Raw genomic sequence first — 26,564 nt, forward strand, 5'->3', positions numbered from 1 at the left:
TTTTCGCCCCCGCCGCCCCTTCCCTTCCCGTCCCTGGGGGCTGCGACCCAGACCCCCTTTCGGCCTGAACGGCCTCGTCCTCAAACGCCGGACGGGCTGGAAGAGCACAACAGTTACGGCACCACCACGATCTTGCGGCCCACGCCCGCCGCGAACTGCTCCAGTGCCTGCGGGTAGCGGTCCAGTTCGATGCGGTCGCTGATGAAGACGTCCGGGTCGAGGACACCGTTCGCGAACAGCTCCGCCGCGCGTTCGTAGCTGTGGAGGACCGCCATCGAGCCGGTGATGGTGATCTCCTGGTTGTAGATGCGGTACGGGTCGATCTGCACGCGCGTCGCGTAGTCGGCGACGCCGAACTGGAGGAACGTGCCGGCCTTGGCGACCCGGTCCAGGCCGTCCTGGATCGCCGCCGCGTTGCCGGTGGCGTCGATGACCAGGTCCCAGCCCTGGGGGCGGTCCAGCTCGTCGGGGGTCGCGGCCGACGCCGAGACTCCGAGGCCGCGGGCGGTCTCCAGGCGGGCCGGGTTGAGGTCCACCATGTCGACGCTGGCCGCGCCGGTGCGCTTGGCCAGCTCCAGCATCATCAGGCCCATCGTGCCGGAGCCGTAGATCAGGACGTGGGCGCCGAGGCGGGACTGGAGGACGTCGTAGCCGCGGACGGCGCAGGAGAGCGGTTCGATCAGGGCCGCGTCCTGGGTGCGGACGTGCTCGGGGAGCTTCACGCAGTTCGCGACCGGCGCGACCGCGTACTGTGCCGCGCCGCCCGCCGTCGTCACGCCGATGGCCGCCCAGCGCTCGCAGAGGTTGTTGTGGCCGGTACGGCAGTAGCGGCACTCGTAGCAGTAGAGGGACGGGTCGACGGCCACCTGGTCGCCCACCGCCACCTCGGTGACCTGGGCGCCGACGCCGACCACCTCGCCGGCGAACTCGTGGCCCGGCACGATCGGGAGCTTGGGCGCGAACTCGCCCTGCAGGATGTGCAGGTCGGTGCCGCACAGGCCGCAGGCGGCGACCTCGACGACGACCTCGCGCGGCCCTGGCGTCGGGTCCGGGACCTCGGTGACGACGGCGCGGCCCACGGACTCGATGACGGCGGCCTTCATTTCACGGCTCCCAACGACAGGCCCTGGACCAGTTTGTCCTGGGCGGCGAACCCCGCGGCGAGCACCGGCAGGGAGATGACGAGCGACGCGGCGCACACCTTGGCCAGGAAGAGGCCCTGGCTGGTGATGAAGCCGGTCAGGAAGACGGGGGCGGTCTCGGCGACCACGCCCGTCAGCACCCGGGCGAAGAGCAGTTCGTTCCAGCTGAAGATGAAGCAGATCAACGACGTGGCGGCGATGCCCGGGAGGGCGATGGGGGCCACGACCCGGACCAGGATCGTGGGCAGTTTGGCGCCGTCCACCCTCGCCGCCTCGATGATCGCGACCGGGACCTCGGCCAGGAAGGACTGCATCATCCAGACCGCGATCGGCAGGTTCATGGAGGTGTAGAGGATGACCAGCAGCCAGATGTTGTCCAGCATGTCGGTGTTCTTGGCGAAGAGGTAGATCGGCAGCAGGCCGGCCACCACCGGCAGCATCTTGGTGGAGAGGAAGAAGAACAGGACGTCCGTCCACTTCTTCACCGGGCGGATGGACAGGGCGTAGGCGGCGGGCAGGGCCAGGACCAGGACGAAGAGGGTCGAGGCGATCGACGCCACCGCCGAGTTGATCAGGGCGGGCCAGGGGCTGGCGCCGCCCCCCGCGCCGAAGAACTCGCGGTAGCCGTCCAGCGTCAGGGACGCGGCGAACGACGGCGGGTTGGTGGCCGCGTCCGACTCCGAGTGGAAGGAGGTCAGCGCCATCCAGGCGATGGGCAGGAAGAAGACGATGCCGACCAGCCAGGCCACCAGGCCCAGGCCGGCGCCTGCCCTGCGGCGGGGGTGTGCGGGCTTGGTGTCGGTGACGACGGGGCGTACGGCGGTGGCGGTCATGCGCGGCCGACCTCCTCGCGGAACAGGGACGACACCACGCGCAGCGCGAAGGTGGCGATGATGATCGAGCCGATGACGACCAGGACGCCCGCGGCCGAGGCGAGGCCGTTCTCGTGGGCCTGGTAGAAGCTCTGGTAGACGGTGTAGGGCAGGTTGGCCGTGCCCAGGCCGCCGGACGTGATGGTGAAGACGGCGTCGAAGTTCTGGACGATGTAGATCGAGCCGAGCAGGGCGCCGAGTTCGAGGTAGCGGCGCAGGTGGGGGAGGGTGAGGTGGACGAAGATCTGCCAGTCGCCCGCGCCGTCCACCCGGGCGGCCTCGATCTGCTGCTGGTCCCGGCTCTGCAGGCCGGCCAGCAGGATGAGCATCATGAACGGTGTCCACTGCCACACCAGGGACAGCTCGACCGCGAGCAGCGGAGTGTTGGAGATCCAGTCCGGCTGTGGTCCGCCGACGTAGTGCAACAGGCCGTTGAGCAGGCCGTATTCGGGGTTGTAGAGGACGTGCTTCCACAGCAGGGCGGCCGCCACCGGGACCACGAGGAACGGGGCGATCAGGAGGGTGCGGACCACGCCGCGGCCCTTGAACCTCCGGTCGAGGAGCAGCGCGAGGGCCAGGCCGAGGACCAGGCTGACCAGGACGACCGCCACCGTCAGCAGGATCGTCGTCCACACCGACTTGCGCAGGGCGGGGTTGCTGAGGACGTCGCCGTAGTTGGCGAAGCCGGTGAAGCTGCGGGCGTCCGGGTAGAGGGCGTTCCAGTCGAAGAACGAGATCACCAGCGTTGCCACGAAGGGCAGCTGGGTGACCACGATCATGAAGACCAGGGCGGGGAGGAGAGGGGCGCGGGTGGCCCAGGCGCGCAGCCGGCCGGAGGGCGGGCGGACGGCGGGGCGGGTGTGGTCGGGTGCGGCCGAGGGGGCCGTTGTCGTGGCGGTCATCGTCCCTCGTACTCCTCGGAGATCTGCTCGGCGAGCTGCTGGGACTTCTTCAGGGCCTCCTCGACGGACTGGCGTCCGGCGATGGCCGCGCTGATCTCCTGCGAGACCTTGGTACCGAGGTCGGTGAACTCCGGGATGCCGACGAACTGGATGCCGGGCGCGGGCCGCGGCTGCAGGCCGGGGTTCTTGGGCTTGGCGCCCTCGATGGCCTTCCTGGTCATCTCCTGGAAGGCGGCGGCCTCCTTGACGTAGGCCGGGTTCTCGTACGTCGAGGCGCGCTTGCCGGCCGGGACGTTGGACCAGCCGATCTCGTCGCCGACCAGCTGCTCGTACTCCTTGCTGGACGCCCAGGAGACGAACTTCCAGGCCTTGTCGGAGTTGCGGGAGGCCTTCTGGATGCCCCAGGCCCAGGTGTAGAGCCAGCCGGAGGAGTCCGTCTTCTCCACCGGGGCGGGCGCGTAGCCGATCTTGCCCTTGACCGGGGACTTGGCGGCGTCCAGGGAGCCGGCCGCGGAGGTGGCGTCGTACCACATGGCGACCTTGCCCTGGGTCATGTTGTTCAGGCACTCGGCGAAACCGGACTGCGCGGCGCCGGACTCGCCGTGCTCGCGGACGAGGTCGACATAGAACTTCGTCGCCTTCTTCCACTCCGGGGAGTCGAGCCGGGCCTGCCAGTCCTTGTCGAACCAGGTGCCGCCGAAGGTGTTCACGACCGTCGTCAGCGGCGCCATGATCTCGCCCCAGCCGGGCAGTCCCCGCAGGCAGATGCCCTTCATTCCGGGCTCGGCCCCGTCGAGCTTCTCGGCGAAGCCGGCCACCTGGGACCAGGTGGGGTGCTCGGGCATGGTCAGGCCCGCCTCGGCGAACAGGTCCTTGCGGTACATCAGGAACGACGACTCGCCGTAGAAGGGCTGCCCGTAGAGCTTGCCGTCGTCGCCGGTCAGGGACTCGCGCATCGGGCCGAGGATGTCCTCCTCGCCGTAGCCCGGGTCCTTCGCGACGTAGGTGTCCATCTCGTGCAGCCAGTCGTTGCGGGCGTAGATCGGTATCTCGTAGTTGGAGAGGGTGGCGACGTCGTACTGGCCGGCCTGGTTGGCGAAGTCCTGGCTGATCTTGTCGCGGACGTCGTTCTCCGGCAGGACGGTGAAGTTCACCTTGATGCCGGTGTCCTTCGTGAAGTGGTCCGCGGTGAGCTTCTGCAGCTCGACCATCTGCGGGTTGTTCACCATCAGGACGTTGATGGCGTTGCCGCCGGATCCGGCGCCGCCCGCCCCGACCCAGCAGCCGGTGAGCAGCGGGGCGAGCAGCGTCCCTGCGGCGGCCATGGCGAGCGTGGCTCGCGGCCTCCGTCGGCTCTGGGTTCGCATGGATCGCTCCTGAACGTATGGGGAGGTACAGGGAAGTAAGGGACAGTGGGAGGTGCGGGTGTGCCGTGCGGGGACTGGATGTGACTGTTCTCAGACGCGGATGACCTGTGGGCCGAGGAGTGAGTAGCGGTGGGCCTCGGCCGAGGGCAGCAGCGTGCTGGTGACGATGGCCTCCAGGGCGCCGACCTCCGCGAACCGGCAGAAGCTCACCGCCCCGAACTTGGTGTGCGCGCCGGCGAACACCGTGCGGCGGGCGGCCCGGATGGCCTGCGCCTTGACCTCGCTGACCGCGGGGTCGGGGGTGGTGAGGCCGTGCTCGCGGGAGATGCCGTTGGCGCCGATGTACGCCAGGTCGATGACGAAGCCGGCCAGCATCTTCGTCGTCCAGTGGTCGACGGTGGCCAGGGTGCCCGAGCGGACCCGGCCGCCGAGCAGCAGGACGGAGGTGTCGCCGGCCTCGGCCAGCGCGCCGGCCACCGGCAGGGACGCGGTGACCACGGTCAGCGGCCGGTCGCGGGGGAGGGCCTCGGCGATGAGCTGGGGGGTGAAGCCCTCGTCGATGAAGACCGTCTCCGCGTCGCCGAGCAGTTCGACGGAGGCGGACGCGATCCGGCGCTTCTCGGGCACGTGGCTGGTGGCGCGGAAGGCGAGAGTCGTCTCGAACCCGGCGCTCTCCACCGGGTAGGCGCCGCCGTGGGTGCGGCGGACCAGGCCGTGGTCCTCCAGGGCGCGCAGGTCCCGTCGTACGGTCTCCTTGGCGACGCCCAGTTCGGCGGCGAGCGCGGTGACGTCGACCGAGCCGGTGGCGCGGGCGACCCGCACGATCTCGTGCCGACGTTCTTCCGTCGTCCGTGTGTTCATGCCGAACACCTGCCTCACCGCCTCGTCGCCGTGTGGTTGCCCGTTCGGGCCCGTGTGGCCCTTGGGGGAAGTTCTACAGCGGCCGCGCGGCACTGACCAGGCCTGTTGCGGATCCGATACTGCCCGGGTGTGCCCGTTTGCGTTGCCGGGTGCCCGTCGCGGACCTGGGGCGCAGCGCGGGGCGGGGTGAGAACGGGCAGCGCGGATGCCCGTATGCGGAAGCGGACGGGCCCGTTCGGTGCCCGTCCGCTTCTTGTGGGGTCGTCTTCCGGTCAGTACGGCCAGATCGGGGGGTCGGTCACGAAGTGGCCGCCCAGGCGCGCGTGCGCGGGATCGTCCGGGTCGAGTTCGCCCTGCTCGGCGACGAGCTTCTCGGCGTACGGCTCGGAGTCGTCCTGCGGTTCGTAACCGAGCGCCCGCGCGGAGGTCAGGTCCCACCACAGGCGGGTGTTGGCGGAGGAGCCGTGGACGACGGTGTGCCCGACGTTCTCGGCGGTGAGGGCCGCGTGGAAGAGGCGGGCGCCGTCCGCGGGGCTCATCCACACCGAGAGCATGCGCACGCTGGTCGGCTCCGGGAAGCAGGAGCCGATGCGGACGGAGACGGTCTCGATGCCGTGCTTGTCCCAGTAGAGCTGGGCGAGGTCCTCGCCGAAGCACTTGGACAGGCCGTAGAAGGTGTCCGGGCGGCGGGGCGTGTCGACGGGGATGAGGGGGTCGTCGCCCTGCGGGCGCGGGGTGTAGCCGACGGCGTGGTTGGAGGAGGCGAAGACGATGCGGCGGACGCCCTCCTCGCGGGCTGCCTCGTACAGGTTGTAGGTGCCCTCGATGTTCGCCGCGAGGATCTTCTCGAAAGAGGCTTCCAGGGAGATGCCCGCGAGGTGGATGATCGCGTCGACGCCCCGGACCGCCTCGCGCAGCGCGTCCCGGTCGGCGAGGTCGGCGACGATGGCGTCCGGCTCGCCCTCGATCGGGCGCAGGTCGAGCAGGCGCAGTTCGTAGCCGTGGTCGGGGAGCAGTTCCCGCATCAGGGTGCCGAGGCCGCCGGCGGCGCCGGTGAGCAGGACGGTGCGGGGAGCGGGCATCCCGGGACTCCTAGGTCTCCTGAAGCGGCGGCAGTCGTACGGCGGGCAGTCGTACGGCGGGCGGTTGTACGAGTGCGTGCCTGGTGTTCATATGCGTGGACACGCTAAGGAACGGGTGGTCACGCGTCAAGAGGGCTCCTGCTTGACGGTGTTCGCGGGGCGGCTTAGCGTGGCCGTGTTCAGAAATGTAGACGCAGGTCATAGACATGGAATGGGGAGCTCCCGTGACCTCAGCCCCTCTCGCCGTCCGGCTCACCGCGCCCAGCGGGCCGCTGTTCTTCCCCGTCACGGCGTACGGACCCGACGGCGGACTCGACCTCGACGTCTACCGCACCCATGTGCGCCGCGGGGTCGAGGCGGGTGCCGCCGCCGTGTTCGCCTGCTGCGGCACCGGCGAGTTCCACGCCCTGACGCCCGAGGAGTTCGCGGCCTGTGTCCGCGCGGCCGTCGAGGAGAGCGCGGGCCGGGTGCCCGTGCTGGCGGGCGCGGGCTACGGCACCGCCCTCGCCGTGCGCTACGCCCGCCTCGCCGAGGAGGCCGGGGCCGACGGGCTGCTCGCCATGCCGCCCTACCTGGTGCTCGCCGGGCAGGAGGGACTGGTGCGGCACTACCGGGAGGTGGCCGCCGCGACCTCGCTGCCCGTGATCGTCTACCAGCGCGACAACGCCGTGTTCACCCCTTCGAGCGTCGTCGAACTGGCCCGCACGGACGGCATCGTCGGCCTCAAGGACGGGCTCGGCGACCTCGACCTCGTGCAGCGGACCGTCAGCGCGGTGCGCACGGAGCTGCCCGGCGAGGAGTTCCTGTACTTCAACGGACTGCCGACCGCCGAGCAGACCCAGCTCGCCTACCGCGCGCTCGGCGTCACCCTCTACTCGTCCGCCGTGTTCTGCTTCGCCCCCGAGATCGCCCTCGCCTTCCACCGGGCGCTGCGCACCGGGGACGAGGCCACGGCGCACCGTCTGCTGGACGGCTTCTACCGGCCGTTCGTCGAACTGCGCGCCCAGGGCCGCGGATACGCCGTCGCCCTGGTCAAGGCGGGCGTACGGCTGCGCGGCCTGGACGTGGGGGAGGTGCGGACGCCGCTGCAGGAGCCGTCCGAGGACCACGTGAAGCAGCTCGCGCAGATCATCGAGCGGGGTCAGGCGCTGCTGGACGCGCCGACAGACGCGGAGACAGACGCGCAGGCCGACACGAAGACAGACGCGCAGGCCGACGCGGAGGAGGCCCGGTGAAGGCGTCGGCGTTCGTCTACCCCTGGGACGTCAACGGCGACCCGGAAGCCCCCGCGCGCGTCGCGGACCTCGGCGTGGCGCAGGTGACGCTGGCCGCCGCCTACCACTCCACCCGCGCCCTCACCCCGCGCCACCCGCGCCACCGCGTCGTCACCGCCGAGCACGCCGCCGTCCTCTACCCGCCGGACACCGCCCGCTGGGAGGGCCGCGACCTGCACCCGTACGAGTCGGGCGACTGGGCGCCCGGTGACGCGTACGGCGAGGCCGCCACCGCCCTCGCGGACGCGGGCCTGGAGGTGCACACCTGGGTCGTCCTCGCCCACAACTCCCGCCTCGGCGCGGAGCACCCGCACACCTCCGTCGTCAACGCCTACGGCGACCGCTACCCCTGGGCACCCTGCATCGCGCAGCCGGCCACGCGCGCGTACCTCACCGACCTGGCCGCCGAGGCTGCGGTACGGCCCGGGGCACGCGGCACGGAGCTGGAGTCCCTCGGCTGGTACGGCCTCGCCCACCTGCACGCCCACGACAAGACCGGCGGAGTGGCACTCGGGGACGCCGGGCAGTACCTGATGTCGCTGTGCTTCTGCCCCGACTGCCGCGCGGGATACGGCGGTCAGGGCCTCGACGCCGACGAACTCGCCGCCGCCGTACGCACCGCGCTGGAGCCGGTGTGGCGGGGGACGGTGCCCTCGGACGGGGGCTGGTCGGGCATCGAGAAGCTCCTCGGCGCGGCGGCGGCGAACGCCACGCGCGCGTGGCGGGACGACCGGGCCCGCACGCTCCAGGAGGCGGCGGTCTCGGAGGTCCGCGCCGCCGCGCCCGACGGCTTCCGGATCCTGCTGCACGCCGACCCGGTCTCCTACCACTGCGGCGCCAACGCCGGCGTCGACCCCGCGCACATCCTCTCCGTCGCGGACGGCGTCGTCGTTCCCTGCACGGGCGGCGCGGGCCCGCTGACGCCGTTCGCCGAGCAGGACCGGGCCGGTGCCGTGCTCGCCGCCAACCTCACCATCGTCTCCGGCATGGGCGGCAGCCCGCACACCCTCGCCACCGACGCCGCCCGCGCCCGCGACCTGGGCGCGACGGAACTGCGGCTGTACCACGCGGGGTTGGCGTCGGACGGGGACCTGGAGGCGGTGCGGGCGGGGCTCTGGGCGGGGTGAGCGTCGGCGGGGCGGTCGGGCATCGTCGGTGCGGAGCGGTTCGGGTGGGCCGCGCTGTCGAAGGGCGAGCCGTACGCGGCGATCCGGCGTGACCACGTCGCGCGAGGCGACCGGTCGCGCCCTACCCGCTCAGCCCCACGAGTCCCCAGCCCCGCCGGGCGGCTTCGGAAAGGACGCGTCCCCAGTCCTCCAGCAGGTCGGTGAACTCGTCGAAGTCGCGGACCCAGCCCTCGGACACGGCGGCATGCTCGTCGAACGCCCCGCGCAACCCGTCGAGCCAGGGCCGTACCTCCTCCCACGTCGCCGCCAGTTCCCGCACGCTGTCCGGCAACCTCGCGAGCAGCACGCCATGGGTGACGGCGGGGTCGTCGCCGAAGAAGCCCTGATCCACGTGGTCCGCAGCACCGTCCAGCCCTCCCCGGATCAGCGCGAGCAGCAAGGTGTCCAACCTGGCCCGCACCAGCGGGCCGGCATGGTCGCGTACGGACTCCCACACCTCTCCGGCCCAGAAGTGCGCCTTGAACGAACCGAGGGTTCCCCGGAACTCGTAAACGGCGAAGATGGAGTTGCCGGGCCCTCGTGGCCGTATCCAGTCGCCTTCGACCACCGGCGCGTCGTGGTCCCACAGCCCGCTCTCGTCGGCGTACCAAGCCTCCCGCAACCGCAAGAGTCTCTCCCCGGGCGGAATCTCACCCAGCCATGACCAGTCGGCAATCATCACGGTGATGTCCAGCCCCATGCCCGTGAGAGTACCGACCACCCGTACGACCGGGCGCCGATACCGGAGCGTGCCTCGGATACCTGTCGCCGGCGGCGTGGTCGGCCCGTACGGCGTAGGGGCGCGAAGTGCTACGGCGCCCGCGATGCCGTCGCCGTTGCCGTCGCCAGCAGTACCGCGCCAACGGCCGGGAGCAGCAGGCGCAGGTCGGTCAGTTCCACCAGGGCCGCGCCCGCGGCCAGGCCGAGCACGTTCGGGGTGAAGACCAGGGAGTTGGCCGTCGCCGTGACCCGGCCGATGAGCGGCCCCGGCGTCTCGTGCTGGACGGCGGTCAGGGCGGCGATCAGCACCGTGGGCAGTCCCGCGCCGATCGCCGCGCTCGAGGTCAGGGCCACCGCGTCGTACGGTGCCGCCCGCACCGTCACCGCCACCGCGAGCAGGGCGATTCCGGTGGCCGCGAAGCGGCGTCCGCCCAGGCGGCGGAGGGCCGGGCCGGCGAGCAGGCCCACGACCACCGACCCGGCGCCCTGGACGGCGTACAGCGCACCGGCGTACGCGGGGGAGTGGCCGAGGGCGTCGACGACGGCGTAGGCCGTGGCGCCGTTCACGCCCGCGCACAGCATCGTGACGCCGCCCGCGAGGACGAGCGGGCGCAGCCCGGGGTGGCCCCACAGGTACCGGGCGCCCTCGGACGTCTGCCGGCGCCAGTTCGTCGCAGGGCGCTCCGGTGGTGTCTCCCGTACGCGCAAAGCGGCGTAGACGGCAGTGGCCAGCACGAACGTCACCGCGTCCAGCAGCGCCACGCTCGGTCCGCCGTACGCCGCGTACAGGCCCGCCCCGGCGAGCGGTGCCACCAGCTTCATGCCCTCGTTCGCGGTCATCCGCAGGCCGTTGAAGTCGCCGAGCAGCCTCGGGTCGACGGCCGCGGCGACGAGCGCCGACTCGGCCGCGTCGTGGACGACGCCCGCCGCGCCGTACACGAAGAGCACCGCGAAGAGCAGCCACAGCGTGCCCCGTGAGTCGACGGCGAAGAGCGCGAGCAGCAGGCAGGACATCAGCAGGCTGGTGGCGATCAGGAGCGGCTTGCGGCGGACGCGGTCCGCCAGGGTGCCCAGGGCCGGGCCCACGAGCGTCGGCGCCCACATCGCGAGCATGCACAGGGCCGCGAGTCCGTCCGAGCCGGTGAGGTCCTTCACCCACACGCCGGACGCCAGCCACAGGGCCGAGGTGCCGAAGCCGGACACCACCACCCCGGCGAGGTACAGGGCCGCGTCGCGGTCCCGGAGCACCGGGGGGACGGACCCGGTTCGTTTCGTCGGAAGCGTCGTCATGCCTGGCCATCGTGGATCTAAGGGGGTGGGGTCGGCATCGGGCATGTGCCTCGTTTCGCGCTCGGGTCCGGCGGGCGGGACCCGTCTCCCTTTCGCGCATTGTTTGCAATAGCATGATCGGTGCAATACTCGAGACGAAGACGAAGAGGAGCCCCCGAGTTGTCCTCAGCGCTGCCCGCCCCCCTCTCCCGGCGGGCCGTCCTCGGCCTGGGCGGGGCCGCCGGTGCGGCGCTGCTGACCTCGTGCCGGGCCGCCGCGTCCGCCGGGGACGACGACGCCCCTCCCCGGCGCGGCGGCACCGTACGGGCGGTGTTCCCGGGAGCGGGGGCGAAGGAGACCATGGACCCGCACGCGCAGCGGCAGTTCGTGGACATCGCCCGGCACAAGCAGGTCTTCGACCGGCTCCTCGACCTGGACGCCAGGCTGCGCCCCGTACCGAGGCTCGCGCGCGGCTGGGAGTCCCGCGAGAACGGCACGGTGTGGCGGTTCCGGCTGCGGCGCGCCGTCTTCCACGACGGTCACCGGCTCGACGCCGACGACGTGCTGTACACGCTGGCCCGCATTCTCGATCCCGGCGCGGCGGACCGGGTGGCGCGCGGCTCGCTCTCGGTCGTCGACCTGAAGAAGTCGCGCGGCATCGGCTCCGACACGGTGGAACTGGTACTGAAGCGGCCGCACGCCGAACTCCCCACGCTGCTCGCGACCAGCGGCACCTCCGTCGTCCGGCACGGCTACCGCGACCCGTCCCGGCCGGTGGGCACCGGACCGTTCCGGTTCGCCTCCTTCCACGCCGGCCGCTCCTTCACCGCCCGCAGGTTCGACGACCACTGGGACGGCGCGCCCTACCCGGACGAGATACGGATCCTGTCCGCGGAGACCGAGGCACGGGCCAGCGCCGTACAGGCGGGCGAAGTGGACTACGCGCACGAGATGTCGCCCACCTTCGCGCGCGTCGTCGAGGCCAACCCGCGGGTGCGGATCGTGTCCACGCCACGCAGCGGCGCCGAGGGCATCGCCATGAAGACCGACCGCCCGCCCTTCGACGATCCGCGGGCCGCGCTGGCCCTCAAACTCCTCGCCGACCGCGAACGGCTCGTCGAGGTCGTCCTCGGCGCGCGCGGCACCCTCGGCAACGACATGTACGGCAAGGGCTACACGTACTACCCCGAGCACGTCCCGCAGCGCGAACGCGACGTGGACGAGGCCCGCCGCCTGCTGCGCGCCACCGGCACCCTCAACAAACGGATCTCCTTCTACACCTCCACCGCCGCCGACGGATTCACCGACGCCGCGCACCTGTTCGCCGAGCAGGCCGCCGAGGCGGGGCTGCGGATCGACGTCAGCACCGGGCCGCCCGAGAGCTACTACACCGACCAGCTCACCACCGGGCTGCTCGGCAGCCACCGGTGCGGCGCCATGCCCATCCCCAGCTACATCGGCGACCGGCTGACCGCCACCGGCCCCAAGAACGCCAGCGCCTGGAAGCGCCCCGAGTTCGACGCGGAGTTCCACCGCGCGCAGGCCGTCGTCGACACCGCCGAACGCACCCGCCTGTACGGCGAACTCCAGCGCACCGTGCACGACAAGGGCGGGCTCCTGCTGTGGGGGCACCCCGACTGGCTGAACGCCGTGTCCGGCAGGCTGCACGGGGTGGCGTCCGCGCCGCCCAACACGGTCGACTGGGCCCGCTTCGACACCGTCTGGCTGGCCTGACATGCTCCGATACGCCACCAGGCGGCTGCTGCTCGCCCTGTGTCAACTCGCGGTGCTCGCCGTCCTCGTCTTCGTCCTGACCTCGGTCCTGCCCGGCGACGCGGCCGAGGTCCAGTTCAACGAACTGGCCATCGACCCGGCCCAGGTGACGGAGCTGCGCCACCGGATGGGCCTCGACCGGCCGATCGCCGAGCGCTTCGCCACCTGGGCCGGGGCCATGCTCACCGGCGACCCGGGCACCTCGCTCGTCGGGGGCGAACCGGTCGGCTCCATCGTGTCGGGCTCGCTGGGCGCCACGCTGACGCTCGCCGCGGTCACCATCGTGATCCTCGTGCCGCTCGCGGTCGGCCTCGGACTGCTCATGGGGCTGCGCGAGGGCAGTCGCACGGACCGGGCGCTGTCCGGGCTCACCCTCGCCCTGAACTCCGTACCGGACTTCGTCCTCGCGCTCACCCTCGTCGCCGTGGTGTCACTGCGACTCGGCTGGCTGCCGTCCACCTGGCTGGGCACGGACGCCGGGGACCTGCTGGAGCGGCCCACGCTCCTCGTCCTGCCGGTGGCCGTGCTGCTGGCCCGCACCGTGTGCCTGCTCTCCCGGCAGATACGCGCCGGCACCGTCACCGCAGTGCACGCCGGGTACACCGTCCAGGCCAGACGGCTCGGCGTGCCGCGCGGCCGGCTCGTACTGCGCCATGTGCTGCCGGGCGCCGCCGTGCCCGGCGCCCAGGAACTGGCCCGCACCGGCGACCAGTTGCTCGGCGGCGTCCTGGTCGTGGAGGCCGTCTTCGCCGTCCCCGGCACCGCCACCGCGCTGATCGACGCCGTGCAGAGCCGCGACATCCCCACCGTGCAGGCCCTCACCCTCCTGCTCGCCACCATCGGCCTGGCCCTCAACCTCGCCGCCGACCTCGTCTCCCACCGGCTCGCGCCCCGCACGGAGGTGCTGCGATGACGGCCCCGCGCCGCCGCCCCTCGCTCCTGACGGTCCTCGCGGTCCTGCTGTTCACCGTCCCGGTGGCCGTCGCCGTCGCCGGGCCGTTCTTCGCGCCCGCGATCGCCTCGCCCGACGGCGCGCCCTACGTCCTCGGAGACGGCCACCCGCTCGGCACCGACGGCATGGGCCGGGACGTGCTCACCCTGCTGCTGCGCGGCGGACCCAGCGCGCTCGGTGTCGCCTGCTGCGCGGTGGCACTCGCCTACGTCGTCGGCGGCACCCTCGGCCTCGCCGCGGCCGTCACCCGGCACCGCTGGGCCGACGAACTCCTGCTGCGGCCGGTCGAAGTCGTCCTGCCGGTACCGTCGCTGCTGGTCATCAGCGTGGTCGGCATGGTCAGGCACGGCAGCGCGGTCGCGATCACGCTCGCGGTTGCCGCGATCGGCGTCCCGGCCGTCGCCCGCCTCGTCCGCGCCGCCGCCCTCGACGCCGCCAGCGGGCCGGTCGTCGAGGCGATGCGGCTGCAGGGCGAGTCCTGGCCCCGGATCGTCTTCGGGTACGTCGGCCGCGCGGTCCTGCCGGTCGCCGCCGCGGACGCCGGCACCCGGGTCGGCACCGCGGTCTTCACGGTCGCCGCGGCGAACTTCCTCGGCCTCGGCCTCGAACCGACCTCCCCGGACTGGGGCGTGACCATCGCGGGCAGCCGCGAGGCGCTGCTGGTCCAGCCGTGGGCGGTGTGCGCCCCCGCGGCGATGCTCGTCATGTTCACCGTCGGCCTGAACCTGCTCTCGGACGGCCTGATCAAACGCAGGGGTCACGGCGGCACGCCGAGCGCCCCGGCGGCCCCGGCGCGGGTGGCCGGGAAGGGGAGGGAGCCCGCCGGAGTGCGTACGGGGACGGGGACGGGGACGGAGGCCGCGCGGTGAAGCCGGTGATCGAGGTGAACGGGCTGACGGCGGTCACGGACTCCGCCGTCCTGCTGCACGGAGTGGACCTGGAGGTTCTTCCGGGCCACATCACCGCGCTGGTCGGACCGTCCGGGAGCGGCAAGACCACCACCGCGCTGGCGCTCCTCGGGGAGGCCCAGCCGGGTGTACGGCTGCGGGGCTCGGTACGGGTCGCGGGCACCGCAGTGGTGGACGAGCGGGGTGTCACCGCGCGGGCGGCGGCGGTGCGCGGCTCGACCGTCGCCTACATGCCGCAGCATCCGGGCAGCGCCCTGAACCCGGCCCGCCGGACGGGCGCGGTCCTGCGGGAGCTGTCCCGGCTGCACGGCCGGGCGGGGACCGACGGCGGCCGCCGGACGCCGGGCGGCGGGAGCCGACGGGCGGAGGCACGGGCGGGCGCCGCCGAAGCGCTGCGGCTGGCGCAGCTCCCGGACACCCGGGACGTACTGCGGCGCTTCCCGCACCAGTTCTCCGGCGGGCAGCGGCAACGGGTCGCCCTCGCGCAGGTGCTGGCCTGCGGCCCGCGTGCCCTGGTGCTCGACGAGCCCGGCACCGGCCTGGACACGGTGACCCGGATGGGCCTCACCCGCGAACTCGCCGACCTCGCGGGGACCGGCATCGCGATCCTGCTCCTCAGCCACGACCACGCCATGGTGCGCGCCCTGGCCGACCACGTGGTCGTGCTGGAGTCGGGCCGCGTCACGGCCGTCGGGTCCGCCGACGAGGTGCTGTCCCGCCCCACGGCGACGGCGACGGCACCGGAATCCGGTACGGTCCCGGACCCTGGTACCGCTCGGGTCCGGGGCCACCGGGAGGCCCCGGACCCCGCGGGGTCTGCGGACCCCGCAGGGCTTGCGGATGCCGAGGGGCTCGCTGGTGCCGCAGGGCTTGCGGATGCCGAAGGGCCCGCCGAAGCCGAAGGGCCCGCCGAAGCCGCAGGACTCGCGGATGCCAAGGGGCTCGCCGATGCCGGGAGGACGCCGTCGTCCGTGCCCGCGCTCCCCGGCGGGTCCGTGGCGCCCGGTGTTCCCGAATCGGGTGCCGAAGGCATGGTGGCGGGCCGGTCCGTCGTGCGCGTCGGCCCTGGCACGCCTGCGGTGGGCGCCGGTCCGGGCGCGGGTGCCGAGGGGGCGGATGCCGAGGGGGCGGCGTTCGGTCGGCCCGGGGCTCCCGGCCGGTCGGCGGCGGTGGGCGGTGGCGGTGTCAGCGCCGGGCAGGTCGTGCCGGCCCGGCCCGCCGCCACCGGGCCCTCCGTGGCGCCCGCCGCCCCGGCCGGCCGGCCCGGTCTCCTGGTCGCGGAGGAATTGTCCGCCTGGTTGCGGCCGGGACGGCGCGGTGAGGTGCTGAGCGGCGTGTCGCTGGCCGTCGGCCCGGGTGACTGCCTGGCCGTCGCCGGGCGTTCGGGCAGCGGCAAGACGACGCTGGCCCGATGCCTGGCCGGGCTCCACGAGCGCCACGACGGGCGGTTGCTCCTGGACGGCGTCCCCCTGCCGGTGCTGCGCCACCGCGACCGCACGTCCAAGCGCCGGGTGCAGTACGTGTGGCAGGAGGTGCGCGGCTCCTTCGACGAGCACCGCACCGTGCTCGACCAGGTCGCCCGCACCGCCGTACGCCTGCGCGCCCTGGCCCCCGCCGAGGCGATCGCCGGCGCGGCCGAGCTGCTCGCGCGGCTCGGCGTCGCCGAGGAGACCGCACGCCGTCGCCCCGAGGCGCTGTCCGGGGGCGAACTGCAGCGCGCCGCCGTCGCCCGCGCCGTACTGGCCGGACCAGACGTCCTGGTCTGTGACGAGATCACCACCGCCCTGGACGCCACCGCCACGGAACTGGTGGTGGCCGAAGTGGACCGGCTGCGCCACGAGTCGGGCACCGCGGTGGTGTGGATCGGCCACGACCTGAGCCTGTTGCGGGCGGTCGCGGACCGGCTGCTGGTCCTGGACGGCGGCCGGGTCGTGGAGAAGGGCGCCTGCGCCGACGTACTCACCGCACCGCGCGCCGAGGCCACCCGCCTGCTCCTGCGCGCCGAACACCTCGCCCCCGCCACGGCCGCCCCCGCCGCACCCGGCGCCGTATGACCCGCCGTACCCCGCCCCCGACCCGACCGACACCAGCGAACCGACCAGCGTCACGAGAGGCACCCATGCCGGAAACCACGACGACCACCCCGACCACCCCGACCACGAGGACCACCCCGAACCCCCCTGTCCCCACTACCGACTGGCAGTCCTGGCAGACCAGCTGGGACCGTCAGCAGGAGTGGTACATGCCCGACCGCGAGGAGCGCTTCCGGGTGATGCTGGACATGGTGGAAGCCGTCGCCGGACCCGAGCCGGTGGTGCTGGACCTCGCGTGCGGCACCGGAAGCATCAGCGACCGGGTACTGAAGCGCTTCCCCGGCGCCCGGACCACCGGAGTGGACATCGACCCGGTGCTGCTGACGATCGCCCGCGGCCACTTCGCCGGGGAGGACCGCGCCGCGTTCGTCACGGCGGACCTGACGGACCCGGCGTGGACCGAGGCGCTCCCGCACCGCTCCTACGACGCCGTGGTGACCGCGACGGCGCTGCACTGGCTGGACACCGAGCCGCTGCGGAAGCTGTACGGCGACCTGGCCGGGGTGGTCCGCGAGGGTGGCGTCTTCCTCAACGCCGACCACATGGTCGACGAGTCCGCACCCCGCATCAACGCCGCGGCGCACGCCTTCCAGGTCGCCCGCAAGGAGCGCGAGCAGGCGGCCGGGGCCCAGGACTGGGCGGGCTGGTGGACCGAGGCCGCGGAGTCCCCCGCCCTCGCGGAAGCGGCGGCCGAGCGCTTCGCCCGGCTCGGCGACCCGCGCAGGACCTCCGACGCCGCCGCGGTACGGCGCGACCGGCCGACCACCTCCGTGTGGCACACGGACACCCTCCGCGCCGTCGGCTTCGCCGAGGCCCGCCAGGCCTGGTGCTCGCCCAGCGACGCCCTGATCGTCGCCCTGCGCTGACGCGGGCCGCGGCCCTCACACAGTGCGGCTGGTGCGGGGGAACGGCAGTCGCGTTCCCCCGCACCGGTGTTCACCGCGTTGCAGTCGCACGCGAAGGAGAAGCAGAAGCCGGCCGTGGCTTGGGACGACCGAGCCCGAGCCGGGCCGCGCGCCCGCACCAGGTCCGTGGCGCCGCCCATCGCCGTCCGTGAGGCGTAGCCAGGCGCCCGGCAGGTCCGGCCCTCACTCCGCATCGCGAAGGCGAACGCGCACCCGAGCGACACGGCGGCCGCCCCGAGCGGCAACCCGCCAACCTTTCTTCGTCAGAAGCATTGACGCGCCCCAGCGCCCCTCCTACCTTCAACGCGTCGTACTCCGTACGTCATATATGAGACGCGATACGCGAGATCTGATGTCCGAGCTCGGTTCAGAGAGCGGACGTCCGAGGTCCGCGCATCCGACGCGAGATCCCGAGAGGCGCGCATGACCTCTGTGCCCACGCCGATCCCCTCCCGCACGCAGTACGTGCTGGAAGAGATCAAACGCCGCATCCTCACCGGCCGGCTGACGCCCGGCCAGGCCCTGGTCGAGACCGACCTCGCCGCACAGTTCGGAGTGTCCAAGACACCGGTGCGCGAGGCGCTCAAGACGCTGGCCGGTACCGGACTGGTCGTGATGAGCCAGTACAAGGGCGTCACGGTGCGCATGGTGGACGCGGACATGGCGCGCGAGGTCTACGACGTCCGGCTCCTCCTGGAACCCGAGGCCCTCAGGCGCGCCGTGCGCCGCGGAGCCTCCCTGGACGCCGCCCGGGACGCGCTCACCCAGGCCGACCGGGCCACGGACACGGCCGAACGGTCGCTGGCCAACCGTGAGTTCCACCGCGCCCTGTACGTGCCGTGCGGCAACCCGCTGCTCGGCCGGATGCTCGACGAGGTCCGCGACCAGGCGGCCCTCGTCTCCGCGGTCGCCTGGGCCGCCGACCCCTCCTGGGAACGGGAGGCCGGCGAGCACCAGGAGATCCTGCGCCTCGCCCTCGCCGGTGACGCGGACGGCGCGGCCCGCGCCCTGCACGCGCACATCGCGTCGTTCGTCGAGCGGGCCTTCCCCGAAGCGGGGACCGCGGCCCAGGAAGAGGACGGTCAGGCATGACAGCGACGTTCGAGACCCAGCGGACGGCCCTGGCCGACGTGGTGGCGATCCCGGTGACCCCGTTCGCCGCGGACGGCTCCGTCGACCCCGCCACCTACCGGGCCCTGCTGCGTCGTCTCCTCGACGGTGACATCACGACCCTCACCCCCAACGGCAACACCGGCGAGTTCTACGCCCTCGATCCCGCCGAACGCCGCCTCGTCACCGAGCTGACGATCGAGGAGGCCGGCGAGCGCGCCGACATCCTGGTCGGCGTCGGCCACGACGTGCCGACCGCGGTCGCCTCCGCCCGGCACGCCCGCGAGCTGGGCGCCTCCATGGTGATGGTCCACCAGCCCGTCCACCCCTACGTCTCCCAGGGCGGCTGGGTCGACTACCACCGCGCCATCGCCGAGGCCGTGCCGGAACTGGGCGTCGTGCCCTACATCCGCAACGACCGGCTCACCGGCGCCCGCCTCGCCGACCTCGCCGACGCCTGCCCCAACGTGATCGGCGTGAAGTACGCCGTCCCCGACGCCGCCAAGTTCGCCGCGTTCGCCCGCGACGCCGGCCTCGACCGCTTCGTCTGGGTCGCCGGGCTCGCCGAGCCGTACGCCCCCTCGTACTTCTCCGCGGGCGCCACCGGCTTCACCTCGGGGCTCGTGAACGTCGCCCCGGCCGTTTCGCTGAACATGATCGAAGCGCTTCGATCCGGCGACTATCCGGGCGCCATGAAGGTCTGGGAGCAGATCCGCCGCTTCGAGGAACTGCGCGCCGCCAACGGCTCCGCCAACAACGTCACGGTGGTCAAGGAGGCCCTCGCCTCGCTGGGCCTGTGCCGCCGGGAGGTCCGCCCGCCGAGCAAGCCGCTGCCCGAGAGCGAGCGCGCCGAGGTCGCCGCCATCGCCGCGGGGTGGTCGATATGACCGACCGGAAGTCGCCCGACCAGCTCCGCAGCCACCAGTGGTACGGCAGCGGCGTCTCGTCGGGGCTGCGCTCCTTCAGCCACCGCGCCCGCACCCGCCAGCTCGGCTACCTGCCCGAGGAGCACCTCGGCAAGCCCGTCATCGCCATCCTCAACACCTGGTCCGACATCAACCCCTGCCACGTCCACCTGCGCGACCGCGCCCAGGCGGTCAAGCGGGGCGTGTGGCAGGCGGGCGGCTTCCCCCTCGAATTCCCGGTCTCCACGCTGAGCGAGACCTTCCAGAAGCCGACCCCGATGCTCTACCGCAACCTCCTCGCCATGGAGACCGAGGAGCTGCTGCGCTCCTACCCGGTCGACGGCGCCGTGCTGATGGGCGGCTGCGACAAGTCCACGCCCGCGCTGCTCATGGGCGCCGCCAGCGTCGACCTGCCCGCCGTCTTCGTGCCCGCCGGGCCCATGCTCCCCGGGCACTGGCGCGGCGAGACCCTCGGCTCCGGCACCGACATGTGGAAGTACTGGGACGACAAGCGGGCCGGTCTCATCGGCGACTGCGAGATGCAGGAGCTGGAGAGCGGCCTGGCCCGTTCGCCGGGCCACTGCATGACCATGGGCACCGCCTCCACGCTGACCGCCGCCGCCGAGGCCCTCGGCGTCACCGTCCCGGGCGCCTCCAGCATCCCGGCCGTCGACTCCGGGCACGACCGGATGGCCGCCGCGGCAGGGCTGCGGATCGTCGAACTGGTCCACCGGGACCGGAAGCTGAGCGACATCCTCACCGCCGACGCCTTCGCGGACGCCGTCACCACCGTGCTCGGCCTCGGCGGCTCCACCAACGCCGTGATCCACCTGATCGCCATGGCGGGCCGGGCGGGCGTCACCCTCACCCTCGACGACTTCGACCGCATCGCCCGCACCGTCCCGGTGCTGGCCAACGTCCGCCCCGGCGGACAGACCCACCTGATGGAGGACTTCCACTTCGCCGGCGGCCTGCCCGGCTTCCTCTCCCGTATCACCGACCTGCTCCACCTGGACCGGCCCACGGTCTCGCACGACACCCTGCGCGAGCAGCTGGCCGGCGCCCTCGTCCACCACGACGACGTCATCAGGACCCGCGACAACCCCGTCGCGAGCGAGGGAGGTGTCGCCGTGCTCCGCGGCAACCTCTGCCCGGACGGGGCGGTCATCAAGCACATCGCCGCCGAGCCGCACCTGCTCAAGCACACCGGTCCCGCCGTCGTCTTCGACGACTACCGGACCATGCAGCGCACCATCAACGACCCGGACCTGGGCATCACCGCCGACAGCGTGCTGGTGCTCCGCAACGCCGGGCCCAAGGGCGGGCCGGGCATGCCCGAGTACGGCATGCTGCCCATCCCCGACCACCTGCTCAAGCAGGGCGTGCGGGACATGGTCCGGATCTCCGACGCCCGGATGAGCGGCACCAGTTACGGCGCGTGCGTGCTGCACGTGGCCCCCGAGTCGTACGTCGGCGGACCGCTCGCCCTGGTGCGCACCGGCGACCCGATCACTCTCGACGTCGAAGCCCGCACCCTGCACCTGGGCGTGGACGACGAGGAGCTGGCGCGCCGCAGGGCCGCCTGGACACCACCGCCCGCCCGCTACGAACGGGGCTACGGCGCGCTCTACAACGAACAGATCACCCAGGCCGACACCGGCTGCGACTTCGAGTTCCTGGCTCGCCCCGGCAAGGTGCGGGACCCCTACGCAGGCTGAGCCCGCCGACGGCGGGACCCCCGCACACCCCTGCCCATGGAGAAAGCGCTTCCCGCCCTTCCCGCCCTTCCCGCCCTTCCCCTCGCGCTCCGCGAACGCCCGCACGACGCAGCCGCAGTAGACGTACTAGAACGGAGAACTGTCATGGCCCAAGCCGCAGCCGTGGCGAAACCGCCCGCGCCACCCCGGCGGCGCCGTGCCTCGGCCACGCCGCGCAGGCTCCCGTACCTGCTGATCGGACCGGCCGCCCTGCTGATGCTGGGCTTCATCGCCTACCCGGTCATCAGCGTCTTCTACTACAGCCTCCAGGAGTACAACCCCACCAAGCCGTGGCGGAACGGCTTCGCGGGCTTCGACAACTTCGTCAAGATCTTCACCGAGGACCCGGTCTTTCGGGACACCCTCGTCTTCAGCGCCAAGTGGGTCTTCGTCGAGGTCGGACTGCAGCTGCTCTTCGGTCTGGCGCTGGCGCTCATCGTCAACCAGACCTTCGTGGGCCGGGGCGTCGGGCGGGCCCTGGTCTTCTCCCCGTGGGCCGTCTCCGGCGTGCTGACCTCCGCGATCTGGGTGCTGCTCTACAACTCCCAGACCGGCGTCACCCGTTACCTCGCCGACATGGGCATCGGCACCTACGGCACCAGCTGGCTGTCGGACACCTCGACCGTCTTCTCCGCGGCGGTGGTCGCCGACCTCTGGCGCGGCGTGCCCTTCTTCGCGATCCTCATCCTCGCCGACCTCCAGTCCGTCTCCAAGGACCTGTACGAGGCCGCCGAGGTGGACGGGGCGAGCAGGCTCAAGCAGTTCTGGCACATCACGCTGCCGCACCTGAAGGACGCCATCATCCTGTCCACGCTGCTGCGCGCGGTGTGGGAGTTCAACAACGTCGACCTGCTCTACACCCTGACCGGCGGCGGACCCGCGGGCGAGACCACGACGTTGCCCCTGTACATCGCCAACACCAGCGTCGACGCCCACGACTTCGGCTACGCGTCGGCCCTCACCACGGTCGCGTTCGTGATCCTGCTCTTCTGCTCGATCGTCTACCTGCGGCTGAGCAAGTTCGGAGGCGAGAACAAGTGATCACCAAGGAGGCCACCGCGCCCGCCCCCGCCCCCGCGCGGACCGACCTCGAACCGCCGCGGCCGGCGAAGAAGCGCCGACCCGCCTGGGACGAGGTGCCCCGCCGGCAGATCTACCTGCCGCTCGGGATCTACCTGGTCTTCACGCTGATCCCGTTCTACTGGATCCTGCTCTTCGCGGTGCGCCCGGCCGGCTCGACCTCGCTCGTGCCCTGGCCGATGACCACCGAGCACTTCGAGAAGGTGTGGACCGACCGCGGCTTCGGCACCTACTTCACCAACAGCGTGTACGTCGGTCTCGCGACCCTGGTGATGACCACGCTCGTCGCCCTGGCCGGCGGCTACGCCCTCGCCCGGTTCGACTTCAGGATCAAGCGGGGCTTCATGCTCGCCCTGCTCTGCTCCCAGTTCGTGCCCGGCGCGCTGCTCCTGGTGCCGCTGTTCGAGATCTTCGCCGAACTGCAGATGATCAACTCGCTGGGCAGCGTCATCATCGCCGAGACGGTCTTCCAGCTGCCGCTGTCGATCATCCTGATCAGCAACTTCATCAAGAACGTGCCGTACTCCCTGGAGGAGGCCGCCTGGGTCGACGGCTGCGGACGCTTCCGGGCCTTCCGGATCGTGGTGCTGCCGCTGCTGCGGCCGGGTCTGATCGCGGTGGGTTCCTTCGCCTTCGTGCACTCCTGGAACCACTTCCTGTTCGCCCTGATGTTCCTCAACAACCAGAGCAAGCAGACCATCCCGGTCGGCCTCAACTCCCTGATGAGCGCGGACAGCGTCGACCTCGGCGCGCTCGCCGCCGGCGGCATCGTCGCCGCCGTCCCCGTCGTGATCGTCTTCGCCTTCATCCAGAAGTGGCTGATCACCGGCTTCAGCGCGGGGGCGGTGAAGGGATGAACCGGGTTCCCGTCGTCCTCGCCGGCGCCCGAGGCCACGGCCGCTGGCACGTCGCCAACATCCGCCGCCTGGAGCGGGCGGGACTGGTCCGGCTGGCCGGCCTCTGTGAGCTGACACCGCTGACCGAGGAGGAGGCCGGGGGAGAACTCCCCGAGCAGTCCGCCGACTTCGGTGCGCTGCTCGACTCCACCGGCGCCCGGATCGCCGTGATCTGCACGCCGATCCCCACCCACACCGATCTTGCCCTGGCCGCAGCCCGGCGGGGGGTGCACCTGCTCCTGGAGAAACCCCCGGCGCCGTCGTACGCCGAGTTCCGCCGGATGGCCGACGGGGTCGCCGAGGCCGGGGTCGCCTGCCAGATCGGGTTCCAGTCGCTGGGCTCGCACGCGGTGCCCGCCATACGGGAGCTGGTCGCCGAGGGTGCCATCGGTGAGGTCGTGGGCATCGGCGGGGCCGGCGCGTGGGTGCGCGACGAGGCCTACTTCCGCCGGGCGCCCTGGTCGGGCAAGCGGCGGCTGAACGGCGCCGACGTCATCGACGGCGCGCTGACCAACCCGCTGGCGCACGCCGTCGCCACCGCCCTCGCGCTCGGCGGCACGGCCCGCGCCGAGGACGTCACCGGCATCGAGACCGAGCTGAGTCACGCCAACGACATCGAGGCCGACGACACCTCCTGCGTACGGATCGGCACCGCACGCGGGCACCGCGTCACCGTCGCCGCCACCCTGTGCGCGGAGCGGGCCGACGAGCCGTACGTCCTGGTGCACGGCTCCAGCGGCCGCATCACCTTCTGGTACAAGCAGGACCGCGTCCTGCTCCAGCGCGGCGGACACGGCCCCGAGGAGTTCCAGCACGGCCGCACCGACCTGCTGGAGAACCTGGTCGACCACCTCACCACCGGCGCCCCCCTGCTGGTGCCCCCGGACGAGACGGGCGCCTTCATGCGGGTCGTCGAGGCGATCCGCCGGGCGCCCGACCCGGAACCGCTGCCCGCCGCCGCCTGGCGCCGCCTCCCCGGTGAGAGGCGCCGCGTGGTCCCCGGCATCGACAGCCTCGTGGCCGCCGCCGCCGACACCCTCTCCCTCTACTCAGAACTGGGCGCGCCCTGGGCGCCGCGCACCGAGCACCCGCGATACGGGGTGAGTACGCGATGACCGGCAACGACTCCCCGGTGCTGCGCGTGGCGGGCCGTCCCGTCGCCCGGTACGTCACCCGGCCCGAGCTGCCGTACCGGCTCTCCCCGCGCCCCTACCTGCACCCCGTCACCACCCTGGCCGGCACGGCCGTGACCGAGTTCAGCCCTGCCGACCACCTCCATCACCTCGGCGTCGGTGTCGCCGTTCCCGACGTCGAGGGCCACAACTTCTGGGGCGGGCGCACCTACGTCCGCGACCGGGGACCGACCGAGCTGGACAACCACGGCACCCAGCGGCACACCTCCTTCCAGCTCCGCGACCCCGACGGTTTCGTCGAGGAGCTGCGCTGGGTCGCCGCCGGCACCGAGCTGCTGCGCGAGCGCCGCACGGTCGCGGCCACCGAACTCACCGCCACCGCCTGGGCGCTGGACTTCACCTTCTCCCTCACCAACACCACCCCGGACCCGCTCACCATCGGCAGCCCCGCCACCAACGGGCGTCCCGGCGCGGCCTACGGCGGCTTCTTCTGGCGCGCCCGCAAGGAGGGTGCGGCGCCCAGGGTCTTCACCGCCGACCGCGAGGGCGAGCGCGAGGTGCACGGCAGGAGCGCCGACTGGCTCGCCCTGAGCGGGGAGTCCTGGTCGCTGGTGTTCGCCGGCGCCACCGAACGCACCCGGCGCGACCCGTGGTTCGTGCGCACCGAGGAGTACCCGGGCGTCGGTTCCTCGCTGGCCCACGACGACCGGGTGACCGTCGCCCCCGGCGACACCCTGGTCCGCCGGATCGTCACCCTCGTCGCCGACGGCCGCCTCGACGCCGACGGCGCCGCGGCCCTCGTACGCAAGGCGGTGAGCCCGTGACCCCCGGGACCACTCGCCGGCCCGTCGGGACGTACCCCAACCCCGTCCTGAACCCCCACGTTGTCGTTCCACCGCTTTGTTGGATCCAGAAGAAGAGAGCCGACCGATGAGGATCAGCATGCTCAGCAGCAGAGACAGAGGCACAGCCAGGCGCCGCACGTCCGCCGCCGTCGCCCTGGGGGCCGTGCTCGCGCTGACCGTCACCGCCTGCGGTGACGACGGCAGCGGAGCGGGCGGCGACAAGGGTGCCGAGGGCAGCGGCAAGGGGAAGATCGTCTTCTGGGACAACAACGGCGGTATCCGTACGGCCGTCTGGAAGGAGATCATCGCCGACTTCGAGAAGGCGAACCCGGACATCGACGTGGAGTACGTCGGCATCGCCGCCACCGAGTACCAGTCCAAGGTCGACACCGCCATCCAGGGCGGCGGCCTGCCGGACGTCGGCGGCGTGACGGCGTCGATGCTCGCGGGCTTCTCGGCCCAGGGCGCCCTGGAGCCGCTGGACGACCGGCTCACCAAGTCCTCCCTGAGCGACAAGCTCAACAAGGACATGGTCGAGTCCCTGAAGGCCGCCGGCGGCGGCGACGGCACCCTGTACTCGATGCCGACCTCCGCCAACAACGGCGTCCTCTACTACCGCACCGACCTGTTCGAGAAGGCCGGGCTGGACGCGCCGACGACGTGGGACAAGTTCTATGCCGCCGCCGAGAAGCTGACCGACGCGGGCAAGAACGAGTTCGGGTACACCATCCGCGGCGGCTCCGGCTCCATCGCCCAGGCGTTCGACGCGATGTACGGGCAGTCCGGGATCACCTCGTTCTGGGACGCCGACAAGAAGAAGACCACCGTCAACGACCCGAAGAACGTCGAGGCGCTGGAGAAGTACGCGGCGCTGTACAAGAAGGTCACGCCGGCCGCCGACGTCAACAACGACTTCGCCAAGATGGTTGCCCAGTGGGACACCGGCACCATCGGCATGCTCAACCACAACCTGGGCTCCTACCAGGACCACGTGAAGGCGCTCGGCGTCGACAAGTTCCGCGGCATCCCGCAGCCGGTCGGCGCCTCGGGCAGGCGGGTCCAGGTGTCCAACCCGGTCGACGGGCTCGGCATGTTCAAGAGCTCGAAGAACAAGGAGGCCGCCTGGAAGTTCATCGAGTTCGCCACCTCGAAGGAGCAGAACTCGAAGTTCAACGAGTCCGCCGGGCAGGTGCCGTCCAACACCGAGGCGGCGAACGACGCGTGGATCCAGAAGGCCGAGCCGACGAAGCTGGCGGCGCAGGCGCTGAACGACGGGTCGACGACCATCGTCCAGCTGCCGTACTACCTGCCGGACTGGAACACGGTGTCCAAGTCGGAGAGTGAGCCGGGGTTCCAGAAGGTGCTGCTGGGTGACATGAGCGCGAAGGACTTTCTGGACGGGCTGGCCGAGAAGCTGAATGAGGCGCAGGCCGAGTGGACGGAGCAGATGGGTTAGGCGGTCGGCTCCGGGTTTCGCCGCGGGTGGTCCGTGGCTCGTCGCGGGCTGCGGGCCGCCCGTTGGACGAGGAGATCCCCGCGTCCTGGATCAACT

Annotated in this window: 23 protein-coding genes; 15 read left to right on the plus strand and 8 right to left on the minus strand. The window is 72.3% G+C overall.

Annotated elements, in window-relative coordinates; all coding sequences use genetic code 11:
- Window positions 1–113: 113 nt before the first annotated feature.
- The 6 genes from ABS735_RS08240 to ABS735_RS08265 all read right to left on the minus strand — a co-directional run bounded on the left by ABS735_RS08240 (window position 114) and on the right by ABS735_RS08265 (window position 6,226).
- On the minus strand, window positions 114–1,103 hold the full coding sequence (locus ABS735_RS08240; RefSeq protein WP_373902206.1) for a zinc-dependent alcohol dehydrogenase family protein: 990 nt from the start codon (window positions 1,101–1,103) through the stop codon (window positions 114–116).
- A complete protein-coding gene (locus ABS735_RS08245; protein ID WP_373902207.1) occupies window positions 1,100–1,975 on the minus strand; it encodes a carbohydrate ABC transporter permease in 876 nt (291 codons plus the stop codon). Before ABS735_RS08245 ends, ABS735_RS08240 begins: the two co-directional genes overlap by 4 nt.
- The gene (locus ABS735_RS08250; RefSeq protein WP_373902208.1) at window positions 1,972–2,916 is read right to left on the minus strand and encodes a carbohydrate ABC transporter permease; all 945 of its coding nucleotides are present in this window, start codon (window positions 2,914–2,916) and stop codon (window positions 1,972–1,974) included. Before ABS735_RS08250 ends, ABS735_RS08245 begins: the two co-directional genes overlap by 4 nt.
- Window positions 2,913–4,283, minus strand: a complete 1,371-nt coding sequence (locus ABS735_RS08255) for an ABC transporter substrate-binding protein (protein ID WP_373902209.1) — start codon at window positions 4,281–4,283, stop codon at window positions 2,913–2,915. The genes ABS735_RS08250 and ABS735_RS08255 overlap by 4 nt, the downstream gene beginning before the upstream one ends.
- A gap of 90 nt (window positions 4,284–4,373) precedes the next feature.
- Entirely contained in the window at window positions 4,374–5,144 is a 771-nt protein-coding gene (locus ABS735_RS08260; protein ID WP_373902210.1) for a DeoR/GlpR family DNA-binding transcription regulator, read from the minus strand.
- Between the two features lie 272 nt (window positions 5,145–5,416).
- Complete coding sequence (locus ABS735_RS08265) at window positions 5,417–6,226, minus strand: NAD-dependent epimerase/dehydratase family protein (RefSeq protein WP_373902211.1); 810 nt, start codon at window positions 6,224–6,226, stop codon at window positions 5,417–5,419.
- A gap of 224 nt (window positions 6,227–6,450) precedes the next feature.
- Between ABS735_RS08265 and ABS735_RS08270 the strand changes: the two genes are divergently transcribed.
- Together ABS735_RS08270 and ABS735_RS08275 are read left to right on the plus strand one after the other, a co-directional pair.
- On the plus strand, window positions 6,451–7,461 hold the full coding sequence (locus ABS735_RS08270) for a 5-dehydro-4-deoxyglucarate dehydratase (RefSeq protein WP_373902212.1): 1,011 nt from the start codon (window positions 6,451–6,453) through the stop codon (window positions 7,459–7,461).
- Window positions 7,458–8,627 (plus strand): hypothetical protein, encoded by a 1,170-nt coding sequence (locus tag ABS735_RS08275; RefSeq protein WP_373902213.1) that lies wholly within the window; start codon window positions 7,458–7,460, stop codon window positions 8,625–8,627. The genes ABS735_RS08270 and ABS735_RS08275 overlap by 4 nt, the downstream gene beginning before the upstream one ends.
- Window positions 8,628–8,748: 121 nt before the next feature.
- Here the strand turns inward: ABS735_RS08275 and ABS735_RS08280 are convergent, their stop codons facing one another.
- Together ABS735_RS08280 and ABS735_RS08285 are read right to left on the minus strand one after the other, a co-directional pair.
- Window positions 8,749–9,366 carry a hypothetical protein gene (locus ABS735_RS08280; RefSeq protein ID WP_373902214.1) on the minus strand — a complete coding sequence of 206 codons (618 nt, stop codon included), beginning with the start codon at window positions 9,364–9,366 and terminating at the stop codon, window positions 8,749–8,751.
- Window positions 9,367–9,476: 110 nt separating this feature from the next.
- Window positions 9,477–10,676: an MFS transporter gene (locus ABS735_RS08285; RefSeq protein WP_373902215.1), complete on the minus strand. Its 1,200-nt coding sequence runs from the start codon at window positions 10,674–10,676 to the stop codon at window positions 9,477–9,479.
- A gap of 159 nt (window positions 10,677–10,835) precedes the next feature.
- Here ABS735_RS08285 and ABS735_RS08290 point away from each other — a divergent pair, with 159 nt between their 5' ends.
- The 13 genes from ABS735_RS08290 (at window position 10,836) to ABS735_RS08350 (ending at window position 26,468) form a co-directional block, all read left to right on the plus strand.
- Window positions 10,836–12,389, plus strand: coding sequence for an ABC transporter substrate-binding protein (locus tag ABS735_RS08290; protein WP_373902216.1), 1,554 nt, complete (start codon window positions 10,836–10,838; stop codon window positions 12,387–12,389).
- Window position 12,390: 1 nt separating this feature from the next.
- Entirely contained in the window at window positions 12,391–13,341 is a 951-nt protein-coding gene (locus ABS735_RS08295; protein WP_373902217.1) for an ABC transporter permease, read from the plus strand.
- Complete coding sequence (locus tag ABS735_RS08300; protein WP_373902218.1) at window positions 13,338–14,249, plus strand: ABC transporter permease; 912 nt, start codon at window positions 13,338–13,340, stop codon at window positions 14,247–14,249. Before ABS735_RS08295 ends, ABS735_RS08300 begins: the two co-directional genes overlap by 4 nt.
- On the plus strand, window positions 14,246–16,342 hold the full coding sequence (locus tag ABS735_RS08305) for an ABC transporter ATP-binding protein (protein ID WP_373902219.1): 2,097 nt from the start codon (window positions 14,246–14,248) through the stop codon (window positions 16,340–16,342). The genes ABS735_RS08300 and ABS735_RS08305 overlap by 4 nt, the downstream gene beginning before the upstream one ends.
- Before the next feature lie 188 nt (window positions 16,343–16,530).
- Window positions 16,531–17,247: a class I SAM-dependent methyltransferase gene (locus ABS735_RS08310; RefSeq protein WP_373902335.1), complete on the plus strand. Its 717-nt coding sequence runs from the start codon at window positions 16,531–16,533 to the stop codon at window positions 17,245–17,247.
- A gap of 462 nt (window positions 17,248–17,709) precedes the next feature.
- Complete coding sequence (locus ABS735_RS08315) at window positions 17,710–18,378, plus strand: GntR family transcriptional regulator (RefSeq protein WP_127893774.1); 669 nt, start codon at window positions 17,710–17,712, stop codon at window positions 18,376–18,378.
- On the plus strand, window positions 18,375–19,283 hold the full coding sequence (locus ABS735_RS08320; RefSeq protein ID WP_373902220.1) for a dihydrodipicolinate synthase family protein: 909 nt from the start codon (window positions 18,375–18,377) through the stop codon (window positions 19,281–19,283). The genes ABS735_RS08315 and ABS735_RS08320 overlap by 4 nt, the downstream gene beginning before the upstream one ends.
- Window positions 19,280–21,019: an L-arabinonate dehydratase gene (araD, locus tag ABS735_RS08325; RefSeq protein WP_373902221.1), complete on the plus strand. Its 1,740-nt coding sequence runs from the start codon at window positions 19,280–19,282 to the stop codon at window positions 21,017–21,019. The genes ABS735_RS08320 and araD overlap by 4 nt, the downstream gene beginning before the upstream one ends.
- Window positions 21,020–21,163: 144 nt before the next feature.
- Window positions 21,164–22,099 carry a carbohydrate ABC transporter permease gene (locus ABS735_RS08330; protein WP_373902222.1) on the plus strand — a complete coding sequence of 312 codons (936 nt, stop codon included), beginning with the start codon at window positions 21,164–21,166 and terminating at the stop codon, window positions 22,097–22,099.
- Complete coding sequence (locus ABS735_RS08335; RefSeq protein WP_373902224.1) at window positions 22,096–22,995, plus strand: carbohydrate ABC transporter permease; 900 nt, start codon at window positions 22,096–22,098, stop codon at window positions 22,993–22,995. Before ABS735_RS08330 ends, ABS735_RS08335 begins: the two co-directional genes overlap by 4 nt.
- Window positions 22,992–24,149 (plus strand): Gfo/Idh/MocA family protein, encoded by a 1,158-nt coding sequence (locus ABS735_RS08340; RefSeq protein ID WP_373902225.1) that lies wholly within the window; start codon window positions 22,992–22,994, stop codon window positions 24,147–24,149. Before ABS735_RS08335 ends, ABS735_RS08340 begins: the two co-directional genes overlap by 4 nt.
- Window positions 24,146–24,991, plus strand: a complete 846-nt coding sequence (locus tag ABS735_RS08345; RefSeq protein WP_373902226.1) for a DUF6807 domain-containing protein — start codon at window positions 24,146–24,148, stop codon at window positions 24,989–24,991. Before ABS735_RS08340 ends, ABS735_RS08345 begins: the two co-directional genes overlap by 4 nt.
- A 106-nt stretch (window positions 24,992–25,097) precedes the next feature.
- Complete coding sequence (locus ABS735_RS08350) at window positions 25,098–26,468, plus strand: ABC transporter substrate-binding protein (RefSeq protein WP_373902227.1); 1,371 nt, start codon at window positions 25,098–25,100, stop codon at window positions 26,466–26,468.
- The last annotated feature ends 96 nt before the right edge of the window (window positions 26,469–26,564 follow it).

Origin of the sequence: Streptomyces sp. MMCC 100, from assembly GCF_041538145.2 — a bacterium.
GTDB lineage: Bacteria > Actinomycetota > Actinomycetes > Streptomycetales > Streptomycetaceae > Streptomyces.

Bases quoted from the DNA above. Each gene is read 5' to 3' on its own strand.
- ABS735_RS08240 (WP_373902206.1), bottom strand. From the start codon at position 1,103: ATGAAGGCCGCCGTCATCGAGTCCGTGGGCCGCGCCGTCGTCACCGAG.
- ABS735_RS08245 (WP_373902207.1), bottom strand. From the start codon at position 1,975: ATGACCGCCACCGCCGTACGCCCCGTCGTCACCGACACCAAGCCCGCA.
- ABS735_RS08250 (WP_373902208.1), bottom strand. From the start codon at position 2,916: ATGACCGCCACGACAACGGCCCCCTCGGCCGCACCCGACCACACCCGC.
- ABS735_RS08255 (WP_373902209.1), bottom strand. From the start codon at position 4,283: ATGCGAACCCAGAGCCGACGGAGGCCGCGAGCCACGCTCGCCATGGCC.
- ABS735_RS08260 (WP_373902210.1), bottom strand. From the start codon at position 5,144: ATGAACACACGGACGACGGAAGAACGTCGGCACGAGATCGTGCGGGTC.
- ABS735_RS08265 (WP_373902211.1), bottom strand. From the start codon at position 6,226: ATGCCCGCTCCCCGCACCGTCCTGCTCACCGGCGCCGCCGGCGGCCTC.
- ABS735_RS08280 (WP_373902214.1), bottom strand. From the start codon at position 9,366: ATGGGGCTGGACATCACCGTGATGATTGCCGACTGGTCATGGCTGGGT.
- ABS735_RS08285 (WP_373902215.1), bottom strand. From the start codon at position 10,676: ATGACGACGCTTCCGACGAAACGAACCGGGTCCGTCCCCCCGGTGCTC.
- ABS735_RS08295 (WP_373902217.1), top strand. From the start codon at position 12,391: ATGCTCCGATACGCCACCAGGCGGCTGCTGCTCGCCCTGTGTCAACTC.
- ABS735_RS08300 (WP_373902218.1), top strand. From the start codon at position 13,338: ATGACGGCCCCGCGCCGCCGCCCCTCGCTCCTGACGGTCCTCGCGGTC.
- ABS735_RS08310 (WP_373902335.1), top strand. From the start codon at position 16,531: ATGCCCGACCGCGAGGAGCGCTTCCGGGTGATGCTGGACATGGTGGAA.
- ABS735_RS08315 (WP_127893774.1), top strand. From the start codon at position 17,710: ATGACCTCTGTGCCCACGCCGATCCCCTCCCGCACGCAGTACGTGCTG.
- ABS735_RS08320 (WP_373902220.1), top strand. From the start codon at position 18,375: ATGACAGCGACGTTCGAGACCCAGCGGACGGCCCTGGCCGACGTGGTG.
- araD (WP_373902221.1), top strand. From the start codon at position 19,280: ATGACCGACCGGAAGTCGCCCGACCAGCTCCGCAGCCACCAGTGGTAC.
- ABS735_RS08330 (WP_373902222.1), top strand. From the start codon at position 21,164: ATGGCCCAAGCCGCAGCCGTGGCGAAACCGCCCGCGCCACCCCGGCGG.
- ABS735_RS08340 (WP_373902225.1), top strand. From the start codon at position 22,992: ATGAACCGGGTTCCCGTCGTCCTCGCCGGCGCCCGAGGCCACGGCCGC.
- ABS735_RS08345 (WP_373902226.1), top strand. From the start codon at position 24,146: ATGACCGGCAACGACTCCCCGGTGCTGCGCGTGGCGGGCCGTCCCGTC.
- ABS735_RS08350 (WP_373902227.1), top strand. From the start codon at position 25,098: ATGAGGATCAGCATGCTCAGCAGCAGAGACAGAGGCACAGCCAGGCGC.